21 protein-coding genes are annotated in these 20,491 nt (G+C 43.7%); 7 read left to right on the top strand and 14 right to left on the bottom strand.

Features of this window, described 5'->3' with window-relative positions; all coding sequences use genetic code 11:
- The first annotated feature begins 2 nt into the window (after positions 1–2).
- A complete protein-coding gene (yciH, locus tag QWZ05_RS02475) occupies positions 3–314 on the top strand; it encodes a stress response translation initiation inhibitor YciH (RefSeq protein WP_264876303.1) in 312 nt (103 codons plus the stop codon).
- A 661-nt stretch (positions 315–975) separates the two neighbouring features.
- Here the strand turns inward: yciH and QWZ05_RS02470 are convergent.
- From QWZ05_RS02470 to vxrA, 6 genes are all read right to left on the bottom strand, one after another.
- Positions 976–1,155, bottom strand: a complete 180-nt coding sequence (locus QWZ05_RS02470; protein WP_264876283.1) for a hypothetical protein — start codon at positions 1,153–1,155, stop codon at positions 976–978.
- Positions 1,156–1,637: 482 nt separating this feature from the next.
- Complete coding sequence (locus QWZ05_RS02465) at positions 1,638–1,793, bottom strand: YoaH family protein (RefSeq protein WP_264876282.1); 156 nt, start codon at positions 1,791–1,793, stop codon at positions 1,638–1,640.
- Positions 1,794–1,878: 85 nt separating this feature from the next.
- A complete protein-coding gene (locus QWZ05_RS02460; RefSeq protein WP_290296312.1) occupies positions 1,879–2,988 on the bottom strand; it encodes a conjugal transfer protein TraF in 1,110 nt (369 codons plus the stop codon).
- A gap of 83 nt (positions 2,989–3,071) precedes the next feature.
- Positions 3,072–3,968 (bottom strand): DUF2861 family protein, encoded by an 897-nt coding sequence (locus QWZ05_RS02455; protein WP_290296311.1) that lies wholly within the window; start codon positions 3,966–3,968, stop codon positions 3,072–3,074.
- Complete coding sequence (vxrB, locus tag QWZ05_RS02450) at positions 3,965–4,624, bottom strand: response regulator transcription factor VxrB (protein ID WP_264876279.1); 660 nt, start codon at positions 4,622–4,624, stop codon at positions 3,965–3,967. The genes QWZ05_RS02455 and vxrB overlap by 4 nt, the downstream gene beginning before the upstream one ends.
- A complete protein-coding gene (vxrA, locus tag QWZ05_RS02445; protein WP_373875559.1) occupies positions 4,599–6,044 on the bottom strand; it encodes a sensor histidine kinase VxrA in 1,446 nt (481 codons plus the stop codon). Before vxrA ends, vxrB begins: the two co-directional genes overlap by 26 nt.
- 332 nt (positions 6,045–6,376) lie before the next feature.
- Between vxrA and parM the strand changes: the two genes are divergently transcribed.
- Together parM and QWZ05_RS02435 are read left to right on the top strand one after the other, a co-directional pair.
- Positions 6,377–7,411, top strand: a complete 1,035-nt coding sequence (gene parM, locus QWZ05_RS02440) for a plasmid segregation protein ParM domain-containing protein (protein WP_290296310.1) — start codon at positions 6,377–6,379, stop codon at positions 7,409–7,411.
- On the top strand, positions 7,404–8,078 hold the full coding sequence (locus tag QWZ05_RS02435; RefSeq protein WP_290296308.1) for a hypothetical protein: 675 nt from the start codon (positions 7,404–7,406) through the stop codon (positions 8,076–8,078). Before parM ends, QWZ05_RS02435 begins: the two co-directional genes overlap by 8 nt.
- A 71-nt stretch (positions 8,079–8,149) precedes the next feature.
- Here the strand turns inward: QWZ05_RS02435 and pntB are convergent, their stop codons facing one another.
- From pntB to QWZ05_RS02415, 4 genes are all read right to left on the bottom strand, one after another.
- Positions 8,150–9,544 carry a Re/Si-specific NAD(P)(+) transhydrogenase subunit beta gene (pntB, locus tag QWZ05_RS02430; RefSeq protein WP_264876275.1) on the bottom strand — a complete coding sequence of 465 codons (1,395 nt, stop codon included), beginning with the start codon at positions 9,542–9,544 and terminating at the stop codon, positions 8,150–8,152.
- A 14-nt stretch (positions 9,545–9,558) separates the two neighbouring features.
- Positions 9,559–11,118: a Re/Si-specific NAD(P)(+) transhydrogenase subunit alpha gene (locus QWZ05_RS02425; RefSeq protein WP_264876274.1), complete on the bottom strand. Its 1,560-nt coding sequence runs from the start codon at positions 11,116–11,118 to the stop codon at positions 9,559–9,561.
- A 321-nt stretch (positions 11,119–11,439) separates the two neighbouring features.
- Complete coding sequence (locus tag QWZ05_RS02420; RefSeq protein ID WP_290296306.1) at positions 11,440–11,721, bottom strand: HlyU family transcriptional regulator; 282 nt, start codon at positions 11,719–11,721, stop codon at positions 11,440–11,442.
- 10 nt (positions 11,722–11,731) lie between these two features.
- Positions 11,732–12,109 carry a late competence development ComFB family protein gene (locus tag QWZ05_RS02415; RefSeq protein WP_290296304.1) on the bottom strand — a complete coding sequence of 126 codons (378 nt, stop codon included), beginning with the start codon at positions 12,107–12,109 and terminating at the stop codon, positions 11,732–11,734.
- A 237-nt stretch (positions 12,110–12,346) separates the two neighbouring features.
- On the opposite strand from QWZ05_RS02415, the gene QWZ05_RS02410 reads away from it, so the two are divergent.
- Entirely contained in the window at positions 12,347–13,600 is a 1,254-nt protein-coding gene (locus QWZ05_RS02410; RefSeq protein ID WP_264876271.1) for a GGDEF domain-containing protein, read from the top strand.
- Positions 13,601–13,619: 19 nt separating this feature from the next.
- On the opposite strand, the gene QWZ05_RS02405 is transcribed toward QWZ05_RS02410, so the two are convergent.
- Positions 13,620–14,600, bottom strand: coding sequence for a GGDEF domain-containing response regulator (locus QWZ05_RS02405; RefSeq protein ID WP_264876270.1), 981 nt, complete (start codon positions 14,598–14,600; stop codon positions 13,620–13,622).
- Positions 14,601–14,789: 189 nt separating this feature from the next.
- On the opposite strand from QWZ05_RS02405, the gene QWZ05_RS02400 reads away from it, so the two are divergent.
- Complete coding sequence (locus QWZ05_RS02400; RefSeq protein ID WP_264876269.1) at positions 14,790–15,233, top strand: DUF3069 domain-containing protein; 444 nt, start codon at positions 14,790–14,792, stop codon at positions 15,231–15,233.
- A 64-nt stretch (positions 15,234–15,297) separates the two neighbouring features.
- Here the strand turns inward: QWZ05_RS02400 and modC are convergent, their stop codons facing one another.
- From modC to QWZ05_RS02385, 3 genes are read right to left on the bottom strand one after another with little or no spacing between them, the layout of a single operon-like run.
- Positions 15,298–16,413 (bottom strand): molybdenum ABC transporter ATP-binding protein ModC, encoded by a 1,116-nt coding sequence (modC, locus tag QWZ05_RS02395; RefSeq protein WP_290296301.1) that lies wholly within the window; start codon positions 16,411–16,413, stop codon positions 15,298–15,300.
- A gap of 3 nt (positions 16,414–16,416) precedes the next feature.
- The gene (modB, locus tag QWZ05_RS02390) at positions 16,417–17,100 is read right to left on the bottom strand and encodes a molybdate ABC transporter permease subunit (protein ID WP_290297107.1); all 684 of its coding nucleotides are present in this window, start codon (positions 17,098–17,100) and stop codon (positions 16,417–16,419) included.
- Positions 17,087–18,613, bottom strand: coding sequence for a cobyric acid synthase (locus tag QWZ05_RS02385; protein ID WP_290296299.1), 1,527 nt, complete (start codon positions 18,611–18,613; stop codon positions 17,087–17,089). Before QWZ05_RS02385 ends, modB begins: the two co-directional genes overlap by 14 nt.
- Before the next feature lie 177 nt (positions 18,614–18,790).
- Here QWZ05_RS02385 and QWZ05_RS02380 point away from each other — a divergent pair, with 177 nt between their 5' ends.
- Both QWZ05_RS02380 and QWZ05_RS02375 read left to right on the top strand, forming a co-directional pair.
- Complete coding sequence (locus QWZ05_RS02380) at positions 18,791–19,315, top strand: hypothetical protein (RefSeq protein WP_264876264.1); 525 nt, start codon at positions 18,791–18,793, stop codon at positions 19,313–19,315.
- Positions 19,316–19,592: 277 nt separating this feature from the next.
- The gene (locus tag QWZ05_RS02375; RefSeq protein WP_264876263.1) at positions 19,593–20,483 is read left to right on the top strand and encodes a LysR family transcriptional regulator; all 891 of its coding nucleotides are present in this window, start codon (positions 19,593–19,595) and stop codon (positions 20,481–20,483) included.
- The last annotated feature ends 8 nt before the right edge of the window (positions 20,484–20,491 follow it).

Genomic DNA, 20,491 nt, shown 5'->3' with positions numbered 1-20,491 from the left:
ATATGACTCTAGTGTATTCAACGGAAACTGGCCGTATTAAACCAGAAGAAAAAAAAGTAGAGCGTCCTAAAGGTGATGGCGTTGTAAGAATTCAACGAGAAACAAAAGGCCGTAAAGGCAAAGGCGTGTGCATCGTAACAGGCTTAGACCTTGATGATGCGCCACTCAAGCTTCTAGCTGCAGAGCTTAAAAAAGTGTGTGGCTGTGGTGGCGCAATTAAAGATGGCAACATTGAAATCCAGGGCGACAACCGCGACAAGATTAAAGCTCACCTTGAAAAGAAAGGCATGAAAGTTAAATTAGCCGGCGGTTAATCAGTAACAGCTTAAAAAATGCAGCGTACTGAAGTTCAGACGCTGCATTTTTGTTTGTAGCAGAGCTAATGTTGGCTTAATTAATCTACTGATAATTAAGTAAATATTAGCTATTTTATGGTAAATAGCCATTATGTTTAATGGTGTGTGTTTCGAGTAGATTTAATAGTGTGATAGTGGAGACGAGTAGTACATCAGTATCAACCTATGTATCAGAAATAAGTCATTTAACATAACACATATAATACGCACTAAGGTTGCATACTGTTTGGGGATTTAGCAGCTGTGTTTAGTCGGCTTTGCGCTTTGTAATCCTTACCCATATGTTTATTTTGTTGCATTTTGCGAGAGAATTCGCAATGTGAGTATAATTTTCAGAAGAAAATGCGCCTTGTTTATGTGCAACTGAGGTTGTAGCGGCATTTCTAAGCACAATGAGGAATTAAGTGTTTGATAAAAAAGGAATAGACAGTTCTGGCACACTACGTGCAGTCACATAACTGACCCTTAATAAGCCGAGGGTCACCTAGCCAACTGACGTTGTTTGTGAATATCATTGTTCACACTTATAAGTCCCAGCCACAAACCTTTCGTGGCTGGTTTTTTCTTTTCTGTACGATGTGAATCAGCACGGCCCTGTGCTTTCTTGGGACTTCAGCCACTAGTTTGCGTGAACAATATAGCCATTGGTGTCACGAACGACATAGTTTTCAGTTTGAGATGGCAACTCGATACGAGCTTCATTGCTTTCATCATCACTTAACATGATGGTGAGGGCTGACCCCATTAGGATCACATAGATAGCAAAAATTGCTCGCGCATAACGCATCCAGATGTCCATAAAGAGCCTTATCAAATTAGTTAAATTATTAAAATCAAGTTTAATAATAATACAATACCACCTTTAGCCACTCAAACTCATATCAAATAAGTGTGATCTCAAACATATCTCGTCATATCTACTGACTTGTACGTGACGTGGTAACTACCGATAACAAGTTAAGTTATTTCTGCACATGTCTGTGAAGGCTATGTTGGTGACAACGTTGCATAACAGAGCATTGTGCTAGATCATGCCAACCGAACGTGACAAGGTGATTTACGTGATGTAATTAAATTACAAGCGTTCACAACACCTAATGTTGATAGAATATAAATCTTAACTAAGTTGTTGTTTTTATTGGTTGTTTCTTGAAATTACTATAACAAAAAACATGATGTAAGATATTTTTCGCAAGCAATTAAGTTGGTTTGGGACACAAAAAAAACCAGCTTAATAGCTGGTTTCTAGTGAGTGCTTACTAGATGCACGCTACCTTGTGTTTACTCGCCTTTGCTATTTTCAAACTCTTGACGAATTTCATCAGCAACGATTTTAATCGCCTGTGCAGTACTAATCCCCTGCTCCATGAGCTTTTGGATTTTCTCGACTGCTTTCTGTTGGTCTTCGTGACTTAATGGAGGTAATTGATCAAACATAAAAAATGCCCCGTATCTGAATACGAGGCATTATAGCGATAATTACAGTAAAATAAATGGCTGATATTAGTGTGACATTGTCACGCTAGTACGAGCTCAAAAAGTTTAGGTAAACACCCATTGCATTTTCGTTTGTATAACTCACACCGATGTCCATTTGTGTGATGTTTAAAGGCGAAATACCAAGACCCGCAGTCAAAGTGCCCTCATCTTCACTGGAAGCTAAGTTTTTGTAATAACCACCACGAAACTTAAATTGACGCATAAGATCGACTTCCGCACCCAAACGAACCATTTGCGTGTTGTCGTTTACCGCATCAAATTTTTCCGCTTCATTGAGATCATAGTCTACGCTTACTTGCCAAAAATCAGCGATCAATCCTGTTCCAAGCGTGTATTGTGGGCGCATTTTATAAGTAAATGCACCATCGCTAGTGGTGTAGTCGTTTGAAATCATATTCTTTCCAGTCACACCTACACGCAGTGGTCCATAAAACCAAAGTGCGCCTAAGTCAAAGTTGAACTGGTTTTCTGCAGAGCCATCGTCTCTTATATCGGAGAAACTAAAGTCTTCCACTGAAGCGCTATAGCTGTACGTATAGATTCGCTGCAGCTTTGGTGTTGCGCCAAATGACCAGTGATGTCCAAGAATGGTCATGTATTTTGCAATTGACAAACCACCTTCAGCAACGCCAAGAGCCGCACCTTTGATTTCGGTGTCCCTTAGTTGCACCAAACTATTTGCGCGATCAGGAACAAAGGCTTCAGCAAAGCTTTCTGTGTATAGTTTTGCGTAGGCATTCATTGAAACGTAACGATTTGGGATCGCAAACGCGGCAGCCGCGCCAATCGTGACACTCGCGTTATCGTCTTTTAGATCTTGCGCTACGATTCCTGCTTCCGTCAGGTCGTTGTTTTTAAGTGCGGAAGCGGCTCGATCTATATCGTCAAGCATGTTGTGTTGGTCGTTGTAGGTAATGCCAACACTAGGAAGCAACATGCCCACGTTATCATTTCGTCGATAGATGGCGGTTAAAGCAGGGTTATAAAATGGTGCCGTTAGAAAATCACCCGAAACAACACCCACGCCGCCCATGGCGTCGCCTCTCGCATCAATAGCGAAGTTCCCCGCAGAGGTTGTTGCAGACGCAATCAATAATGAGATGGGAAGTAGGCGCAGTGTTGACGTTTTCATAGGTCATTTCCGTTGAATATATTAATACACGGAATGTATCGGCTTGAAGAAACAGACCTTTAGAAAAATATCGCTTTAGTCACCTACTCTTCTTCAATTTGCTCCTCATCGCCAGAAACGTCATAGGTTTTGGTGATAATCTGAGATTGTTCAATCATTATCGGACCTTGCCAGCGCTGGCTATCTAACGCTACTGAGAGTACGTAGCGATCAGGTGGGATACTCATTTTATCCAGTTTGGTTGGATAATTTGCTTGGTAAGTTCGCCCCCAAATCTCTTTATATTGTTCTTCTTGATAGTTGTAGACACGCACTGAAAGCTTTGGCAATGGGCAAAATTTATTAAGTAGTTCGTTCTTTTCAATACTCCATTGATCTTTGGCTGACCAACGTACGATCTGTTTCGCTTTGTATTCTTCGATGATGACCCATGTTGAATAGCTTTGATTGTCTTTGGTCAGCACATTTAGGTGGTAGAGCCCCATTGGTAAGCGGCTGTTTAGGTTGTATGTTTTTCGATAATCAACGGTTTGTGAGCTGCGCTGTTTTTTGTCATTAATCTCATTGAACACGGTATCGGCCGCAATGTTTGAGTTAATCCATCGTTCGAGTGAAATATCTTTCAACGGTTGAGTGGATGCTACATCCACAAACAAGCGATAAGACTCTCGGCCCGGGCTTTGAATACTGGTACGTTTTATAGAAACGTTACGTAACCAGTTAGGTAATGGGTCGTTTTGCAGTGATTGGCCACAGTCTGTATCAAACGATTGAACTAAGAGGTCATTAATATGCTCTTTAGTGGCCGGGCTCTGGTTACGCTGTAACACCTCAACCATGACGGCGTACATCTCTGGAAGCGAGCCTTTGAGTAGGTGTTGGTGTGCCTGACTTAGCGGAGTCGTTTCTTCAAACCAGTTATTTGCTTGTGAAATGGGCGCGGTTGCTAGCGCCCCTATCAAAATCAGCGGTCGGATCATGCTTTTAGCTTGTACCCTACGCCGCGAAGCGTCTCTATTTCCAAGCCAGGTAGCTTTTGTCGAAGCTGCAGGACGTGGGTATCAACGGTTCGTGTTGTTGGGAAATGGTTATAACCCCAAACATGGTCAAGAAGTTCATCACGAGTGAACACTCGGCCGATATTGCTTGCCAAGAACAACAGAAGATCAAATTCGGTACGAGTTAAGGTAATCAGTTCGTTTTTGTACGTCACTTCACGGGTGTTTTTATCGATGCTCAAGCATTCAGTGGTGACGATGCTGTCGTCTTGACCCGAAGAGTCTGGAGCACGCAGCTGAGCGCGAATACGAGCAAATAACTCGGCTTCGGCAAAAGGTTTCGTCAGATAGTCATCAGCACCAGCATCAAGGCCCGTTACTTTATCTTTCACTGTCACTAGTGCCGTAAGGGCAATGACAGGAACATTCTTTATCTGCTTCCACTCCGGAAGCATCGAGATAGAATCACCATCAGGTAATTGACGGTCAAGGATAACCAGATCGGCTTGCTCCCACAAAGGGGCAACGTCTGCGATCGTTTCAGAGTGAAGGCAATCATACCCCGCCTGCTCTAGGCTAACTAAAAGACCGTCAGCTAGGTTTTTATCATCTTCAACGAGAAGCAGTGTCTGTTTCACAAGGTATCTCCAGTATAAATGTCGTCGGTGGACCGATTAGCTTCATAGAACCGCCCATTCTAGCCACCATGGACTCAACAATTGTCAGCCCCAAGCCAAGACCTGCCTGGCTAACAAACGGTTTTCTGACATGGCTCCAGTCTTTGCTAGAGAGTTGACCTTGGTCAATCACTCGGATGGTGAGCCCCAAATCGGTCGACTCTACATCTAGCCTAACAGGCGCCACACCATACTTCAGTGCGTTGCGTATCAAATTATCAATACAGCTTCCAAGCCAATATACGTTCAGTTTAGCAGCTACGTCTTGGTTGAGCGTAAGTTCAATAGGTTGTGAGAACTCCTCTTCGAGCTTGTACGTCAACCACTCTTCGACAGAAGGCACCCACTCTGTCGCCAGCGGTTGATAGTCTGATTGCAGATAATCTTTACTCGCCTCGGCAAGTTGGCGTAAGCGTCGAGAGTCTTGGCATAAGCGGCGAAACTCATCATAGACCGACTCAGGTAAGTTCTCAAATTCACGTCTAAAGCCCTCTACTGTCAGTGAAAGGCTTGCGATTGGTGTTCTTAGTTCATGTGTTAGGATTTGCAAAATAAGCATGCGACTGCGCATCTCTTTCCGCTTACTGTCCCAACGGTAATATAACCACCCTAGTACCAGGAGGATGTTAGCGATACCAAGGCCAATCATGACTCCACGTAAGATATCGCTATGGTCTTTTTGCTCCCAACAGATGTTACCGCGCTGAACTAAGCACTCGCCGCGACCATCAGTCACTTTATGGGTTAGTCCCACCTTTTCAGCATTTGCCTTCCAGAGTGCTGGCTCAAAGACATAATAAATGTCCCCTTTTTTTAGCCAAAGTTCATCTTCTTCCACCATCATAGAGGCACCACGAATTAACGCGTGAACCACTGTATGATTCATGGCTTGGATGCGACCAAGGAGCGTATCTGGATGCGCGAGTGGACGCTCTTTGATATGCATATAACGTTCTAGCTGTAAGTAATACTCTGGGTACTCTTTAGAGTAACGAAATGCGTAGCTGCCACCACCAGGGTGAATCAAGCTAGAGCGTGCAAACCAGCGTTCACTCAGCTGATTGCCTTTACACAATGCACGAACAAAGACTAACGGTTCTGTAACGAGCGGGCTTAATGGTAAAGGCCCGCGGCAAGACTCAGAGAGTCGGTAAAGCTTTTGAATGTCTTTTAACGGATATGAGGATGTTTGGGGCAACATATAATCCGGATCAATCAAACGATTAGGAAATTCACTTTGAATGATTCGAATGTCATAAGAAGCAGCAGTTTGGCTGAGGTCGAACATCGCAGTAAACTCTTCTAATCGCTCTGGTAGCGAGTTAGAGAACGCGTTGAAGCTAACAACGCTAGCGATAATTAAGGTAATAGTTCGTAACAGCACGGCATAATAAATTGAGTTTAAGTGACGTAACTATATCGGCTTTCAGCAGATTAATACACTTTTGCGTGTGAAATGTATGTCAATTTAAAAGAGAATCCACTCTTCTCCTAGGTTAAGAGTGTAAAGCATTTTTGTGTATTGCACTCACCGTGTTGCGTTCAATTAACTCCCTGATAGCAAATGGCATTTTGCAAAACTTAAATGTTTATATACCTTTATTTTGTGTTTTTAATCTTGAGCCCATTTTCTTACAGGTCTTTTGCTTTGTGCAAATAGTTGGTTTTGAATCACAGAAAGATTGTGATTAACCGAATGTACAAAGGTTCAAAATGACTATGCGTAAATTGAAGATTGCCGTTGATGATGGTTCGACCAATGTCAAAGTGGCATGGCTTCAGGATGGTGAAATAAAAACCATTGTGTCACCAAACTCATTTCGTAAAAACTGGAAAAGCGCTGCACTGCGTAAAGACAAAAAGATCTTTAACTACAGTATTGGTGAAACAAAATACACTTACGATGCGACATCAGATAAGGCGCTTGAAACCACGCATGTTGATTACCAGTATGACGATCTCAACTTATTAGCCGTGCATCATGCGCTTCTACAAACAGACATTAAACCGCAGGCAGTCACATTAGTCGTCACGTTGCCGATTACCGAATACTACAACCCGGAGGACTGTCAAAAGAACGAAATCAACATCGAACGTAAGCGTCAGCACTTAATGCGTGATATTACCCTGAACAAGGGTGAGACGTTCGAGATTGTTGATGTAGAAGTCATGCCAGAGAGCTTGCCGGCAGTGTTGTCCACACTTGTAAACTCAAACTGCAATGAGTTTACTCGTTCTTTGGTCATCGATATTGGTGGCACAACCCTTGATATGGGAGTTGTTGTCGGCGAGTTTGATGATGTTTCTGCTATTTATGGAAACAATGAAATTGGCGTATCCATGGTCACTGACTCAGCGCGTAAAGCTTTATCCTTTGCAGACAGTGACTCAAGTTATCTTGTAGCAAATGAGCTGATTAAACGTCGTAACGATGATCAGTTTATCTGTGATGTCGTCAATGACGAAAGCAAAATTGGCACCGTAAAAGAGAAAATCGAGGCTAAAATTGAAGAGCTCGGTGCACAAGTTGCCAACGAAGCTAAGAAGTTTGCCAAAAACCCTAACCGTGTTTACGTTGTCGGTGGCGGTGCGCCGTTGATCTACCCTGCACTGAAAAGTGCTTACGAAACACTAGGTGAACGCGTTGTATTAGTAGAGCAAGCGCAAGCTGCTTTGGCTGAAGAGCTTTGCCTATACTTTGCTGATGAAGACCAGCCATTGGACGCGGCAGATGTAGTCAATGGATAGTACGTTAAAGAAAGTCAGTTATTCTGTCTTTCTAGACCCAACGCAGAACGAGTCTGATTATTTTGCTTATAAAATCATGCAGAAATGGGCTAAGCAGCAAAAGCAATTTGCTCAAGACCCAAGCGCTGCTGTTCAACTGCATAATCAGATCCATATCCATAAAGATATTTATCTTAGTGGCCTTTATCTGCACCAATTGAAACCTGAACTCGCAAAGGCGCTCGCGTCTGGTTTGAGCAAAGATACTATCAACAACAAAACGCTTAACTCTATACTTGAAGCGCATCAGGTCATTAAGCGCCCTTGTCCGTCAAGCGCCTCTGTTGATACTGGGGATAGTGACCGTTTGGCTATGGCGATAGAGAAGTTAGATAGCTTTTGTACAGCTAACTCAAACGTTAGTAGTCAACCACAGTTTGATGGCCAAGGATTTATTCAGACTGTTGCAGACTCTATCGCACCCCAACAAGTCGCGATGGAAGCAGAGCTCAGTGCTCTACGAAGCTTAGTGGAACAACAGACTCAGCTTATTGAAACGTTGATTGCTGAATCAAAAATTACTGTTACCAACGAGCAAACGGCGTCAGTGACAGAAATTAAACCGTCACCTGGCGTGAGTGAGAGAATGAGTAATGTAAAAAAAGTGAAGAAGAAAGGTATTTTCTAACTCAATCTGTAAATAATATAACAGCCCGCTGAATATAGCGGGCTGTTTGTTTAACGCGCATCTAATTTGGATTAAATCGCTTTAGAAATAGCGTCTACACTGTCTTTCGCATCACCAAATAGCATTGATGTGTTCTCTTTAAAGAACAGTGGGTTTTGCACCCCTGCGTAGCCCGTGTTCATAGAACGCTTGAATACGATAACGTTTTTCGCATTCCAAACTTCAAGTACCGGCATGCCAGCGATTGGGCTGTTTGGATCTTCCAACGCTGCTGGGTTTACGGTGTCATTTGCACCGATAACCAAAACAGTATCCGTTTCAGGGAAGTCATCGTTTAGCTCATCCATTTCCAACACGATATCGTATGGCACTTTTGCCTCAGCAAGCAGCACGTTCATATGACCTGGCAGACGCCCCGCTACTGGGTGAATACCGAAGCGAACATCAACCCCTTTTGCACGCAGCTTTTCAGTGATTTCATGTACTGGGTATTGCGCTTGTGCAACCGCCATACCATACCCTGGAGTGATGATAACCGACTTCGAGTCTTTCAACATTTCAGCAACTTCTTCTGCTGTAATCTCAGTGTGCTCACCATACTCAACGTCTGAAGACACTTGGACTTCTTGACCAAAGCCACCCGCGATAACACTGACAAAAGAACGGTTCATGGCTTTACACATGATGTAAGACAGAATCGCACCTGATGAACCAACCAGCGCACCGGTTACGATCAGTAGGTCGTTAGCAAGCATAAAGCCTGCTGCGGCAGCCGCCCAACCTGAATACGAGTTCAGCATAGACACTACGACTGGCATATCAGCACCGCCAATAGACGCAACCAAGTGGTAGCCGAATACCAGTGCAATCGCGGTCATTACCAATAGCGCAAACATGCTACCATCTGCTTTAACGAAGTAGATCATTAGAAGCGTTGAAACAACGATCGCAGCAAGGTTCATTTTGTGTTTATGTGGCAGGTTTAATGGTGATGAAGAGATCACACCACGTAACTTACCAAACGCAACGACTGAACCTGTGAATGTGACTGCACCAATGAATACGCCAAGGAAAACCTCAACTAAGTGGATCACGTGCTCAGCGTGTTGTTCCGCTAAATCAAGTGAAATTGGCGCTGGTGGCTCGATGTAGCTGTTGTAACCCACCAAAACCGCGGCCATACCAACAAAGCTGTGAAGAATCGCGACCAACTCTGGCATTTCAGTCATTTCAACTTTACGCGCATAGAAGATACCGATCGCACCACCGATCACCATTGCGACGATGATCCACCCAAAGCCTTGTGCATCAGGGCTAAAGATCGTTGCGATCAATGCGATCGCCATACCTGCAATGCCGAAGTAGTTACCTTGGCGTGCTGATTCCTGGTTTGAAAGTCCCTTCAAACTCCAAATGAAACATATCGCGGCAACTAAATATGCCGCTTGTACTAGTCCTGCAGACATTTTTTGCTCCCCACTTATTGATCTTTACGGAACATCTCAAGCATACGCTTGGTCACGGTGAAGCCACCGAAGATGTTGATACTGGCGATAAGAACCGCGATAAAGGCTAAGAAAGACACGACACCATTCCCCTGCCCGATTTGTAGCAGCGCACCAACAATGATGATGCCTGATATGGCGTTGGTTACTGACATCAGTGGAGTATGTAGTGCGTGAGTCACATTCCAAACCACGTAGTAACCGATGATGCACGCAAGAACAAAGACCGTGAAATGGGTAAGGAAAGCAGCTGGTGCTACGGAAGCAATCCAACCGAATGCCGCTAAACCTGCACCAATAGCGACCAGTTTTTTGACTGGGGATGTTGGTTCTTCAGTTTTCGCTTCGGCTTTTGGCTGTACAGGTTCTGCTTTTACTTCTGGTTGCGCTGATACTTGAATTGGTGGCGCTGGCCAGGTGATTTCACCTTCTTTAACCACTGTCACGCCACGTTGTACAACGTCTTCAAAGTCGATATTGATGTTGCCATCTTTCTCTTTGCACAATAGTTTAAGTAGGTTAACCAAGTTCGTTGCATAGAGCTGTGAAGATTGAGTTGGTAGTCGTCCAACCATATCGGTGTAACCGATGATTTTGACGCCGTTTTCAGTGGTTATCACCTGGTCAGCAACGGTGTACTCACAGTTACCGCCGTTTGCAGCAGCGAGATCGACAATAACACTACCCGCTTTCATACTATCGACCATCTCTTTGGTGACAAGCTTTGGAGCTGGTTTACCCGGTATCAGTGCAGTAGTAATGATGATGTCGACATCTTTCGCTTGTTCAGCGTAAAGCTCAGCTGCTTTCTTATTGAACTCGTCAGACATCTCTTTAGCGTAGCCGTCACCAGAACCTGAATTTTCTTGGTAGTCTAGCGTAAGAAACTCAGCGCCCATCGACTCCACTTGCTCGGCCACTTCTGGGCGAACATCAAAAGCTCGAACGATAGCACCGAGGCTACCAGCGGCACCAATGGCGGCGAGGCCTGCGACACCCGCACCAGCAACGAACACTTTTGCGGGTGGTACTTTACCAGCAGCGGTTATTTGACCAGTGAAGAAGCGACCAAACTCGTGCGCGGCTTCAACAACAGCGCGATAACCTGCTATGTTAGCCATTGAAGAGAGCGCGTCGAGCGCTTGAGCACGGGAGATACGAGGCACTGAATCCATTGCCAATACGTTAATGTTCTTGCTCGCAAGTTGTTCCATTAACTCTGGGTTTTGTGCCGGCCAAATAAAACTGATGAGGGTCGCTCCCTCATTAAGTTGAGAAAATTCATCAATATCTCGCTCAGCATCAACGATTGGAGCGTTGACTTTGAGAATGATCTCCGAGTTCCAGACATTCTCTTTAGAAGAGATGCTAGCGCCTGACGCTTCAAATGCCGAATCTTCAAAGCTGGCTAACACACCTGCTCCAGACTCTACCACGACATCAAAGCCTAGTTTGATCAACTGTTCCACCGACTTAGGTGAAGCAGCGACTCGCGACTCGCCCGCGAGTGTTTCTCTAGGTACACCTATCTGCATTTAGCTATTCCTTAACTTATTGCATTATTGTTGTGAACTCTACCAACGACTCAACAGCGAAAAGTCGGATAGATGATCTGCTCTTACAAATCCTTGGTGGAGCTCTATTCAATCTATCTACTACACGATTTTTAACATCATAAGCATCATAATCGATAGTGATGAAACCTTTATAACCAAAAGTGTTAAAGTTAGAGGTCTAACCACAGAATTAAAATACCTTGTGCTGACAATGGTTTACTCATGCAGAAAGAAAAAGAGCTATCAGCATAACGGCTGATAGCTCTTTTTTAAATTGATAATAATCAAAGGTTATCGAGTCTAGCTAAAAATGTTATCGCCCATTTGATCGATGAACATTTTTGCTTTGTTCAGCATCAACTCATTAGCGTCATCTTTGCTTGCGACAACGTCTGAACGGATGAAACGATGCTCTTTGATTTCGCCGTCAAAATCTTTGGTAATACGACCTGCGATACGGTATTGACCACTTTCTTTCACTGGCTCTTGATAAATGTTGAATCCCTTATATTCAAAGGCTTCTACAGCAACAGGCTCTTCAGACGAAGACTTGCCGCCAAACAAACGAGAAAAAAATCCCACAATACTGCTCCTACGCTTTTACTTTGGCTTGAGACCATATCGGTTTTTCAAACCATTCGAGTTCTTGTTCGTCATCAGCATAACGCGAAACGTATTGCACAGGTAGATCTGAAGCGTCTCTTTCTAGACGGCGATCATTGATAATGAACTCGATTGCGTTATTAATCGCCACTTGTGTACTCGTAGTTAAAGCAAGCAAGCGCTCTTCTGCTAGTGCAGACAAAAAATCGATATCATGGCGAATGTAGAGTGGCTTGAGCTGACCTAATGCGATACAAGCGATGTCAGCCAGCTGGTCGTCATTAAATCGTTGGTCTAACTCCATTTGAACAAACGCTTTCCCAACCAAGGTTTCCATATAGTTATGTACATCAACACTGATTTTCATGAGATATCCTTATTACGCCGTACGATATAATTTAGTGAGGTTGAGCCGTGATATAAAAGCTAAAATTATGATTATTTTGATTAATGTAACTTAAATTGCAGTCGTTAAGTATAGAGAGCTTCAATAATTGATTACCTAAGTACCATAAATTAATGAAATCACTTGGCATATTAGTAAATATCCGTATCCTATCCCGTTCGAATTATGTCGTTAAGTTGTTGGCAAAGTAGTACATTTATGTCGTCCTCTTTTATTTCGTCGAGCTGGTTTAAGATTGGGTTGCCAATCTTTTTCTTGACGCTTGTTTCATTTTCTATGAGCAGCATCATTCAAGCAACCAGCGCAAACCTTGACGTCGCTATCAACTTACCCTACGTCTTGTTCATTTCTGCTATTGCTATTGCGCACGCTTTCAAACAGAGTCGAAGTGCGATGATCGCTACCGCGATGCTAGTGGCTTATTACGTGATACAAGTTCGGCTGCAATCACCATTAACGTCAGGAACTACGCTTTTGGAACTCTCTTTATTGAGTTTCTTGTTACCTGTTGCATGCTTAATGATTTACGTATTCTCAGATTCACGCGTAACCAGTGTTTCATTCATGGTTTACGCTGGCCTTGTAAGTATGTTTGTATTCTGGTGTTATTTAATCTTAACCCACTTCTATGAGGGTGGCTTTGAAGACATCAGCGAAGAGTTTCTTTTTTCTGTCGACCAACTTTCTCGATTACCGTTCTTGTTGTTAATGTACCAATTGGCGTTGATCGGCTCGACAGCCATGCTAGTTATACATAATAACCGTAATGTTGATGCGATTGTTTACAGCTCTATTTTAATGACAAGTGCAGCGTTTATTTTTTTCCACGTGCCTTATATCTCTAGCACATTGTTTTCAATTGCTGGTATCTTCCTTCTGTTTTACATTGCTTCTTCGAGTTATCAACTGGCCTTTAATGATGGTCTAACTGGCATCCCGGGGCGTCATGCGCTCGAGATGGACATGAAGCAGCTCGGTCGCCGCTACTCCATTGCGATGCTCGATATCGATCATTTTAAATCCTTTAATGATACTTATGGCCACGACACAGGTGATGATGTACTTAAACTGGTAGCGAGTCGTATGACGCGTGTGAAAGGTAACGCCAAGGTGTATCGCTATGGCGGTGAGGAGTTTACCGTACTCTACAATCGCAAGTATGCCAATCAAACCTATGAGTATCTAGATGATCTGCGCGAAGACATTGCTAACTATGAAATGAAACTTCGCGATGCAGACAGTCGCCCGACGGATGATAAGGTAGGCTCTAAACAGAGAAAGTCGAAAAAGGCCAAGTCTGATATGGTAAAAGTTACCATTAGTATTGGTGTTGCAGACTCTACGTGTGCGAGAAAACCCGTTGACGTGATCAAAGCTGCAGATGAGGCGCTATATAAGGCTAAGAAAAAGGGTCGTAACCGCGTCGAAATCGCCAAGCCTCCTGTTTCGTGACCTACTTATACCGAGGTGCCTATTTCACTTCTACGAGTTGATTTTCTAAAGTCTCAATAACGTAGCGAGCACGGCCCGTTTTTTTAGCTTGATACAGTAACTTATCGGCACGTTCGTAGAGTGAGTCAATCGTCTCATCACCACTTGGAGCGAATGAGAACGCACCCTGTGACACTGTCACTCTATCACTGACTAAACTGCCATTATTTGCGATATCTAAACCAGAAATGGCCTGGTGTATTCTCTCACACGCCCTGGCAAGCTTCGGTACATCAGTATTCGCTAATAGCACCACAAATTCTTCGCCACCATATCGGCCCACGTATTCCTCGGTACGAGTGAATAGGTTGTTAATCGCATCAGAGATACGAATAAGACACTTATCGCCCTCAATGTGGCCATAGTTATCGTTGAAAGGTTTAAAATGGTCAACATCAAACAATATCAACGCAAATGGAATATCATGACGGCCATGAAAATTGACCACTTTTTGCAGCTGTTCGTCCATAAATCGACGGTTAAATAGCTTGGTTAATCCATCTTCATTGACCTGTTTTAACAGCCGGTAATTCACTCTTTCAAGCTCAGAGGAAGTTGATTGAAGCTCACGACGCATCATGGCTATTCTTTGCATCGCGGTGAGTTTGGCATTAAGAACGACCCGATCTACAGGTTTGATCAGGTAGTCATCCCCTCCTGCATCGATGGCTTTTGCAATAAAGTGAGGCTCTTCGTGGCTGCTCAAGAAAATGATAGGTCGCCAATCATTGTCCTGCTCTCGAATACGTCTAGCCACTTCAAACCCATCCATCTCGGGCATGGTGATATCTAGAAGTATCAATTCAGGGTCGAAATCACAAAAGACCTGCAGCGCTTCTCGTCCACTAGATACCGCTTCAACGTTGTGACCTTGTTGCTTAAGGCGAATGGCGAGTTGCATTCGGTCAAGCTGAACGTCATCAACTAATAAGATCCGCATTGAAGCGTTGTTTTCCATCATACAAACTACTCACTATTGACTGGTCGGTGGATACATTAAGCAAATGAACGATTTAGCAATAAATTACTCCACTTTGTAACGAGTATATGAAAGATATTTTCAATATCCAACTTAATGCGGCTATTTGTTGACTTTTTCCCTTGAACACATAGGATGAGCGATGATTTAAACCGATATAGAAGTATGAATATGTCTGATACTCAAACTAACGAGCAAGAAGTACCTAAAGTTGATCTTTCCACTGTTTCAGCGGAACTTCGTCAAGTTATCGAATTCGATGAAGTGCCAGAAGGCATGCACAACATGGTGGTGTCTATTCACGAAGTGTCTGAAGAAGCAGTACGTGAATCATGGAATGAGTTACCAGCAAGTGCGCAAAATATTGTCGATAATTTCGAGCAGTTTCACGCATTGGTATCGGTAAGCCAAGCATTCGCGGGTGTTAACCTGATGGAAGAGTTCCCAACACTCGACCTTCCTAAAGATATGACTGAAGAGCAGCAAGAAGCTTACCGTGCTGAACTGCTAAACGATGTACTAATGAAGTGTGTTAAAGATATGTGCAAGCAGATGAAGAAAGCGCGCCGTGACCCACTTCTAAAGAAAGACTTTAAAGAAGTTTTTGCACGCTAATTAAACCAAAAAGAGAATAACCCTCTTTGGTTTAACCAGTGCCAATAACTGTTGTTATTGTATTCTATTGGGGTAAGTGTGAGTGCGAGATATCTCGCTGACTGATACTTACCCCTTTTATTTGCGCGAACACTTCCATCCCCTGCTTTAGCTCTAGCTCATCTAATGCCCAACGCGTAATGCTGGCACTTAATGTCTGATTAGGCCCTATTCCCAACTCTACAATCACACTCTGACGGTCAGGCGCTTGTTGACAGTGTTCAATGGATACAACAAACGTTTTGAGAATATTACGTATTGAAGAGTCGGTCGGCTGCGAGAGCGTTAGAGATACGTCGCTAGCACGAATCTGTACTCTCAATTTAGAACCTGGCTTAGCGTCGTAGTGTTGCGTCCACAGCGTGTAGTTGTCGCCGAGCAATACTTGAGTTAAGCCATAACGCGGGTTATGTTCAACGACTTGCGCTTCAAACAAAGAACTTTGCTCAGTAAAGGACTGCCATGGACGCATCGCATGAGACTGCCACACTTGGGTCAACTCACCACTTTCGATAACACTGCCATTATCGAGCATCACAATATGCTGCGCTAAACGAACGATTTCTGACAGACTATGAGTCACATATAGTATTGGGATATCGACTTTATCGGCTAGTTGCTCAAGATAAGGCATGACCTCACGTTTTCTTGGTAGGTCAAGAGAAGCGAGCGGTTCATCCATGAGTAGTAAATCCGGCTGTGAAAGCAACGCTCTACCGATCGCAACGCGTTGTTTTTCGCCTCCAGATAACTCTCTCGGATAACGCTTCAGTAAGTGCTTGATATCAAGTAGCTGACAAACCTCTTCGAGTTCAGCCGCTGAAATAGCTTGAGCGCCATATTTTAAATTACCTTGCACTGTATAGTGCGGGAATAACCTAGAGTCTTGAAATACATACCCTACTCTTCGTTTGTGAATCGGTAGGTGAGTTTGGGTTTGATGATCAAACAGCACCTTGTCATTAATCGCAATATGACCTTGTTCCGGTTTGACGAGGCCTGCAATCATATTGATCAAGGTAGTTTTACCCGCACCTGAGCGTCCAAATATGGCAGTGATACCGCGATTAGGCAGCGCCAAATCGATATCGAAATAGGTGTCACCTAGGGACTTTTGAGCGCTAATGATGAAGTTACTCATACTCTAAACCCCGAGCCTTTTTGACGAATAGCGTTGCATGAACTCAGAAATCAACAAAGAGAGCAATGCGATAGCAATGGAAATGGCACACAGACGTGCAGCTTCTACTTCTGCACCGGGGGTTTCAATAAAGCTATACATGGCTAAAGGCAGTGTTTGTGTTTCTCCAGGAATGTTAGAGACAAAACTGATGGTGGCACCAAACTCACCGAGGCTGCGGGCAAAAGCCAACATCGAACCGGTAATAATACCCGGAAGCATTAACGGCATTGTGATAGTAAAAAAGACCTTAAACGGCGATGCGCCGAGTGTTGCCGCTGCAAACTCAATTTTTCTATCGATATTGTCGAGGCTGAGGCGGATAGAGCGAACCATCAACGGCAACGCAACCACGATACACGCCAATACCGCACCTTTCCAATCAAAACTGAACACAATATTGAAATGCTTGAGTAGCCATCCCCCGACTGCGCCTTGCCGTCCCATAGTAATTAGCAGTAAATATCCAATCACAACGGGTGGCAGAACTAACGGTAAATGGATAATGCTATCAACAATCGCTTTGCCGAAAAACTGCTTGCGGCTCAACATCCATGCAAGACTAATCCCAATAGGAATTAACCAAACTAATGCGTAACTTGCGACTTTGAGGCTAAGGATTAGCGCCTGAACTTCATATTCTGTCAGCAACACTGTTCTCCTTGTCTGTGGTGCTTGTTTTCGCACTCAGGTGAGGCCAGATGATTGATAAGTCGAGGTGCGCTTCAATCGCGTCGGCTATTTGATTAATGGCATGCTCTTGCACTGATTGATGGTCAACTGAGGTGATTGACTCCCCCGTTGCCCACTTGATTAGGGTTTCGGTAACTTTAGGCTGATCAAATAGACCGTGTAAGTAGGTTCCGAAAACTTGGTTATCTTGACTAATCGCACCATCTCGTCTGCCGTCGTCGAGCACAATTGGTGCAGAGTTTAATTCTGATGTATCTCCGACATGGATTTCATACCCCGACACAGTGACACTGTCACCGTTAAGCTCTAATTGACCTTTCACATTGGTAAGTGTCTTTTCTTGCTTGAGTTCGGTTGATTGTTCAAGCAAACCAAGCGCTTGACTCTCGCCAGCTTCACCTTCAATGCCAAACGGATCGTCAATCGATTGCCCTAGCATTTGATAGCCACCGCAAATTCCAATGACCTTACCACCATAACGTAGATGGCGTTTGATGTCGGACTCCCAACCTTGTTGTTTTAGATAGCTGAGGTCAGAACGAACAGATTTTGTACCGGGCAAGATGATCAAGTCAGCCCCTTGGAGCGATTCACCCTTACCGACATATTGAAAATCGATATCAGGGTGCAGTCTTAATGGGTCGAAGTCGGTGTGGTTGCTTATACGGGGAAAAACCGGCACGACAACTTTGATTCGTTGTTTCTGTTTTGTGTCAGGCTGAGTGACGATCGCATCTTCCGCTTCTAAATTAAAACCGTGAATATAAGGAAGCACACCCAATATTGGCTTGCCGGTCTTTTCCTCTAACCAGTCTAACCCTGGTTCAAGCAAACCGATATCACCTCTAAACCGATTGATCACGAAACCTTTAACGCGTGCTTGTTCTGATTCAGACAATAACGCAAGCGTACCGTATAAATGGGCAAACACCCCACCCTTATCAATGTCAGCGATGATAATGACCGGCACATCAGCTTCTTCTGCAAAACCCATATTCGCAATGTCATTTTCACGCAGATTCACTTCTGCAGGGCTACCAGCGCCCTCCACGACCACACAATCATAGCTTTGCTTTAAACGGTTAAACGACTCTAGCACTTTAGGCAAGGTGAATGCTTTGTAATCTTTAAAACCAATCGCTTGCATACTGCCTACCGCTTTGCCTTGGACAATCACCTGAGCTCCGGTATCAGTGCAAGGTTTTAGCAGTATCGGGTTCATATCAACATGTGGTTCTAATTGTGCCGCTTTGGCTTGAACCGCTTGTGCACGACCTATTTCGCCGCCTTCGGGAGTCACTGCGCTGTTGAGTGCCATATTTTGTGGCTTAAACGGCGCAACATTTATTTCTTGACGTTTAAGCACTCGGCAAAGTCCTGCCACAAGAACACTTTTTCCAGCATCAGATGTGGTTCCCTGTACCATTAGACAGGAATAGTGGCTTGAATCAGCAGTTTGGTTGGTCATGTTTAGTCCGTTAAAGGTGAATATGTACGTTTTATCAATAGTCTATCACCATTGTTAGGCTTGATAACCTAGCGATGACAATTAATTGGTTTTCATTATGGTTTACTGGCGTATAATTTGCATTCTTTTGATTTATCAAGTTCGTCAAAATATTGTCCATAGGAGTGACTTTAAACCATGTTCAACTTTAAGCCAAAAGCCGTAATCGTGGCTGCGAGTCTCATTGCTGCATCTTCTGCTGCTGTCGCGCAAAACAATTTTAGCTACAACTATATCGAAGCGCGCAGCGGATTAAGCCCTTTGACGATGGGTTTAGAGGGTTCAACACAGATCATGGATAATCTACACCTTGTTGGGCGTATTGATTCAAAACTCGAAAGTGATTGGGATCTCGCAGGCGGTATCGGCTTTAATGGTCCAATTAATCAGTTCACTGACATTTTCGGCCAAATGTTGGTACACAACATCAGCGAGAAAGATAAAAGCGGAACAGATTTCAAACCTGAGCTCAATGTTGGCCTGCGTGTGTGGCTAACCAATCAATTGGAAGGTACCGGCCGCATTGGTGTATTAAAAGATAAAACCGTTTTTCATGCCGGTATCAAGTTCCACTCAACGGAAACCTTGGTGCTGTCTGCGGATATTCGTAATAACGGCGTTTATGGCGTTCAGCCAACACTCGGTGTACGTTTCCAGTTCTAATGCTCGCTTAACCGACGAACTTGTTGGCTCTCAGTTTTTGATGAGAGCCAATCCGTTGGGTTATCATTCAGCGATTAACTCTCCTATTTCCCCTCTCCCATTTCACGCTACATTCTCTTATAAAACTGAAACTTCGGCTTGTTATACGAGCTTGCTTTAACAACACCTTTGCGATTGTTCTCAAATAACATTTAATTTGTTCTTTCTGCTAGCCATTGTTAATTTTGGTCATTTCAATGTTAGAATATACACAATATTTGACATGGTGGTTAACTTAATGAAATTAGAGGATATTAAGATATTCTCCAAAGTGGTTGAGCTTGGTAGCTTTACTGCAGCGGCAAAAGCGTTTGATATTCCTCGTGGAAAAGTAAGTCGAAAAGTGAATGAGCTTGAACAGCACCTTAATACGAAGCTGTTTCATCGCACAACACGTTCACTTTCGCTGACTAACCATGGTGAAACGTATTATAAGCAAATTATTCAGGCTATCGATATTATTGATAGCGCAGGGGCACAAGTCAGTCGAGACAACCCAGCGTTAACAGGGCGTGTTAAGCTTGGTCTTTTACCGTCAACCTACACACACGTTCAACCCACCTTATTTAAATTTCAAGATGCTTATCCAGAAGTACAACTTGATATTCGTACAATAACCAATGGTCTTGAGGACTTGATAAATCAAGGGCTCGATATCGCATTTCACAGTGGATCATTAGGTGATACTAACCTGGTTGCGAAACACCTGTTGGCGATTGAGCGCTGTTTAGTCGCTTCTCCCGAATATCTTGCTCGCTATGGTTCACCACAAGATAGCTCAGAACTAGTTGAGCATGATGCTGTGTGTTTTAGACATCCATCAGGGCATGTAGAAGAAGAGTGGCCAATGAACGGTATCGTTGTTCCTGTTTCGCCTCGTTTGGTTTGTGACAGTGTTGGCTTCATTATGAGTGCCACAATGGAAGGTCGCGGCATTAGCTATTTACCTCGAGTCATGATTTTGGAAGAGCTCGCTAATGGGTCTCTTGTAGACTTTCTGCCAAGTGAGGATGTGTATCGTGAAGATGGTTGGTTATTATACCCACCAAGACAAACACTGAATCAGGCAAGTCGGACATTAATTGATTGGATCGTCAATGACTCTATTCGGCTCGCTGGAGAAGAATAAAAGAGAGC

This window comes from Vibrio agarivorans (assembly GCF_030409635.1).
GTDB lineage: Bacteria > Pseudomonadota > Gammaproteobacteria > Enterobacterales > Vibrionaceae > Vibrio > Vibrio agarivorans.
The sequence above is the reverse complement of the archived record's forward strand: the minus strand, read 5'-3'. Positions and strand labels throughout refer to the sequence as shown.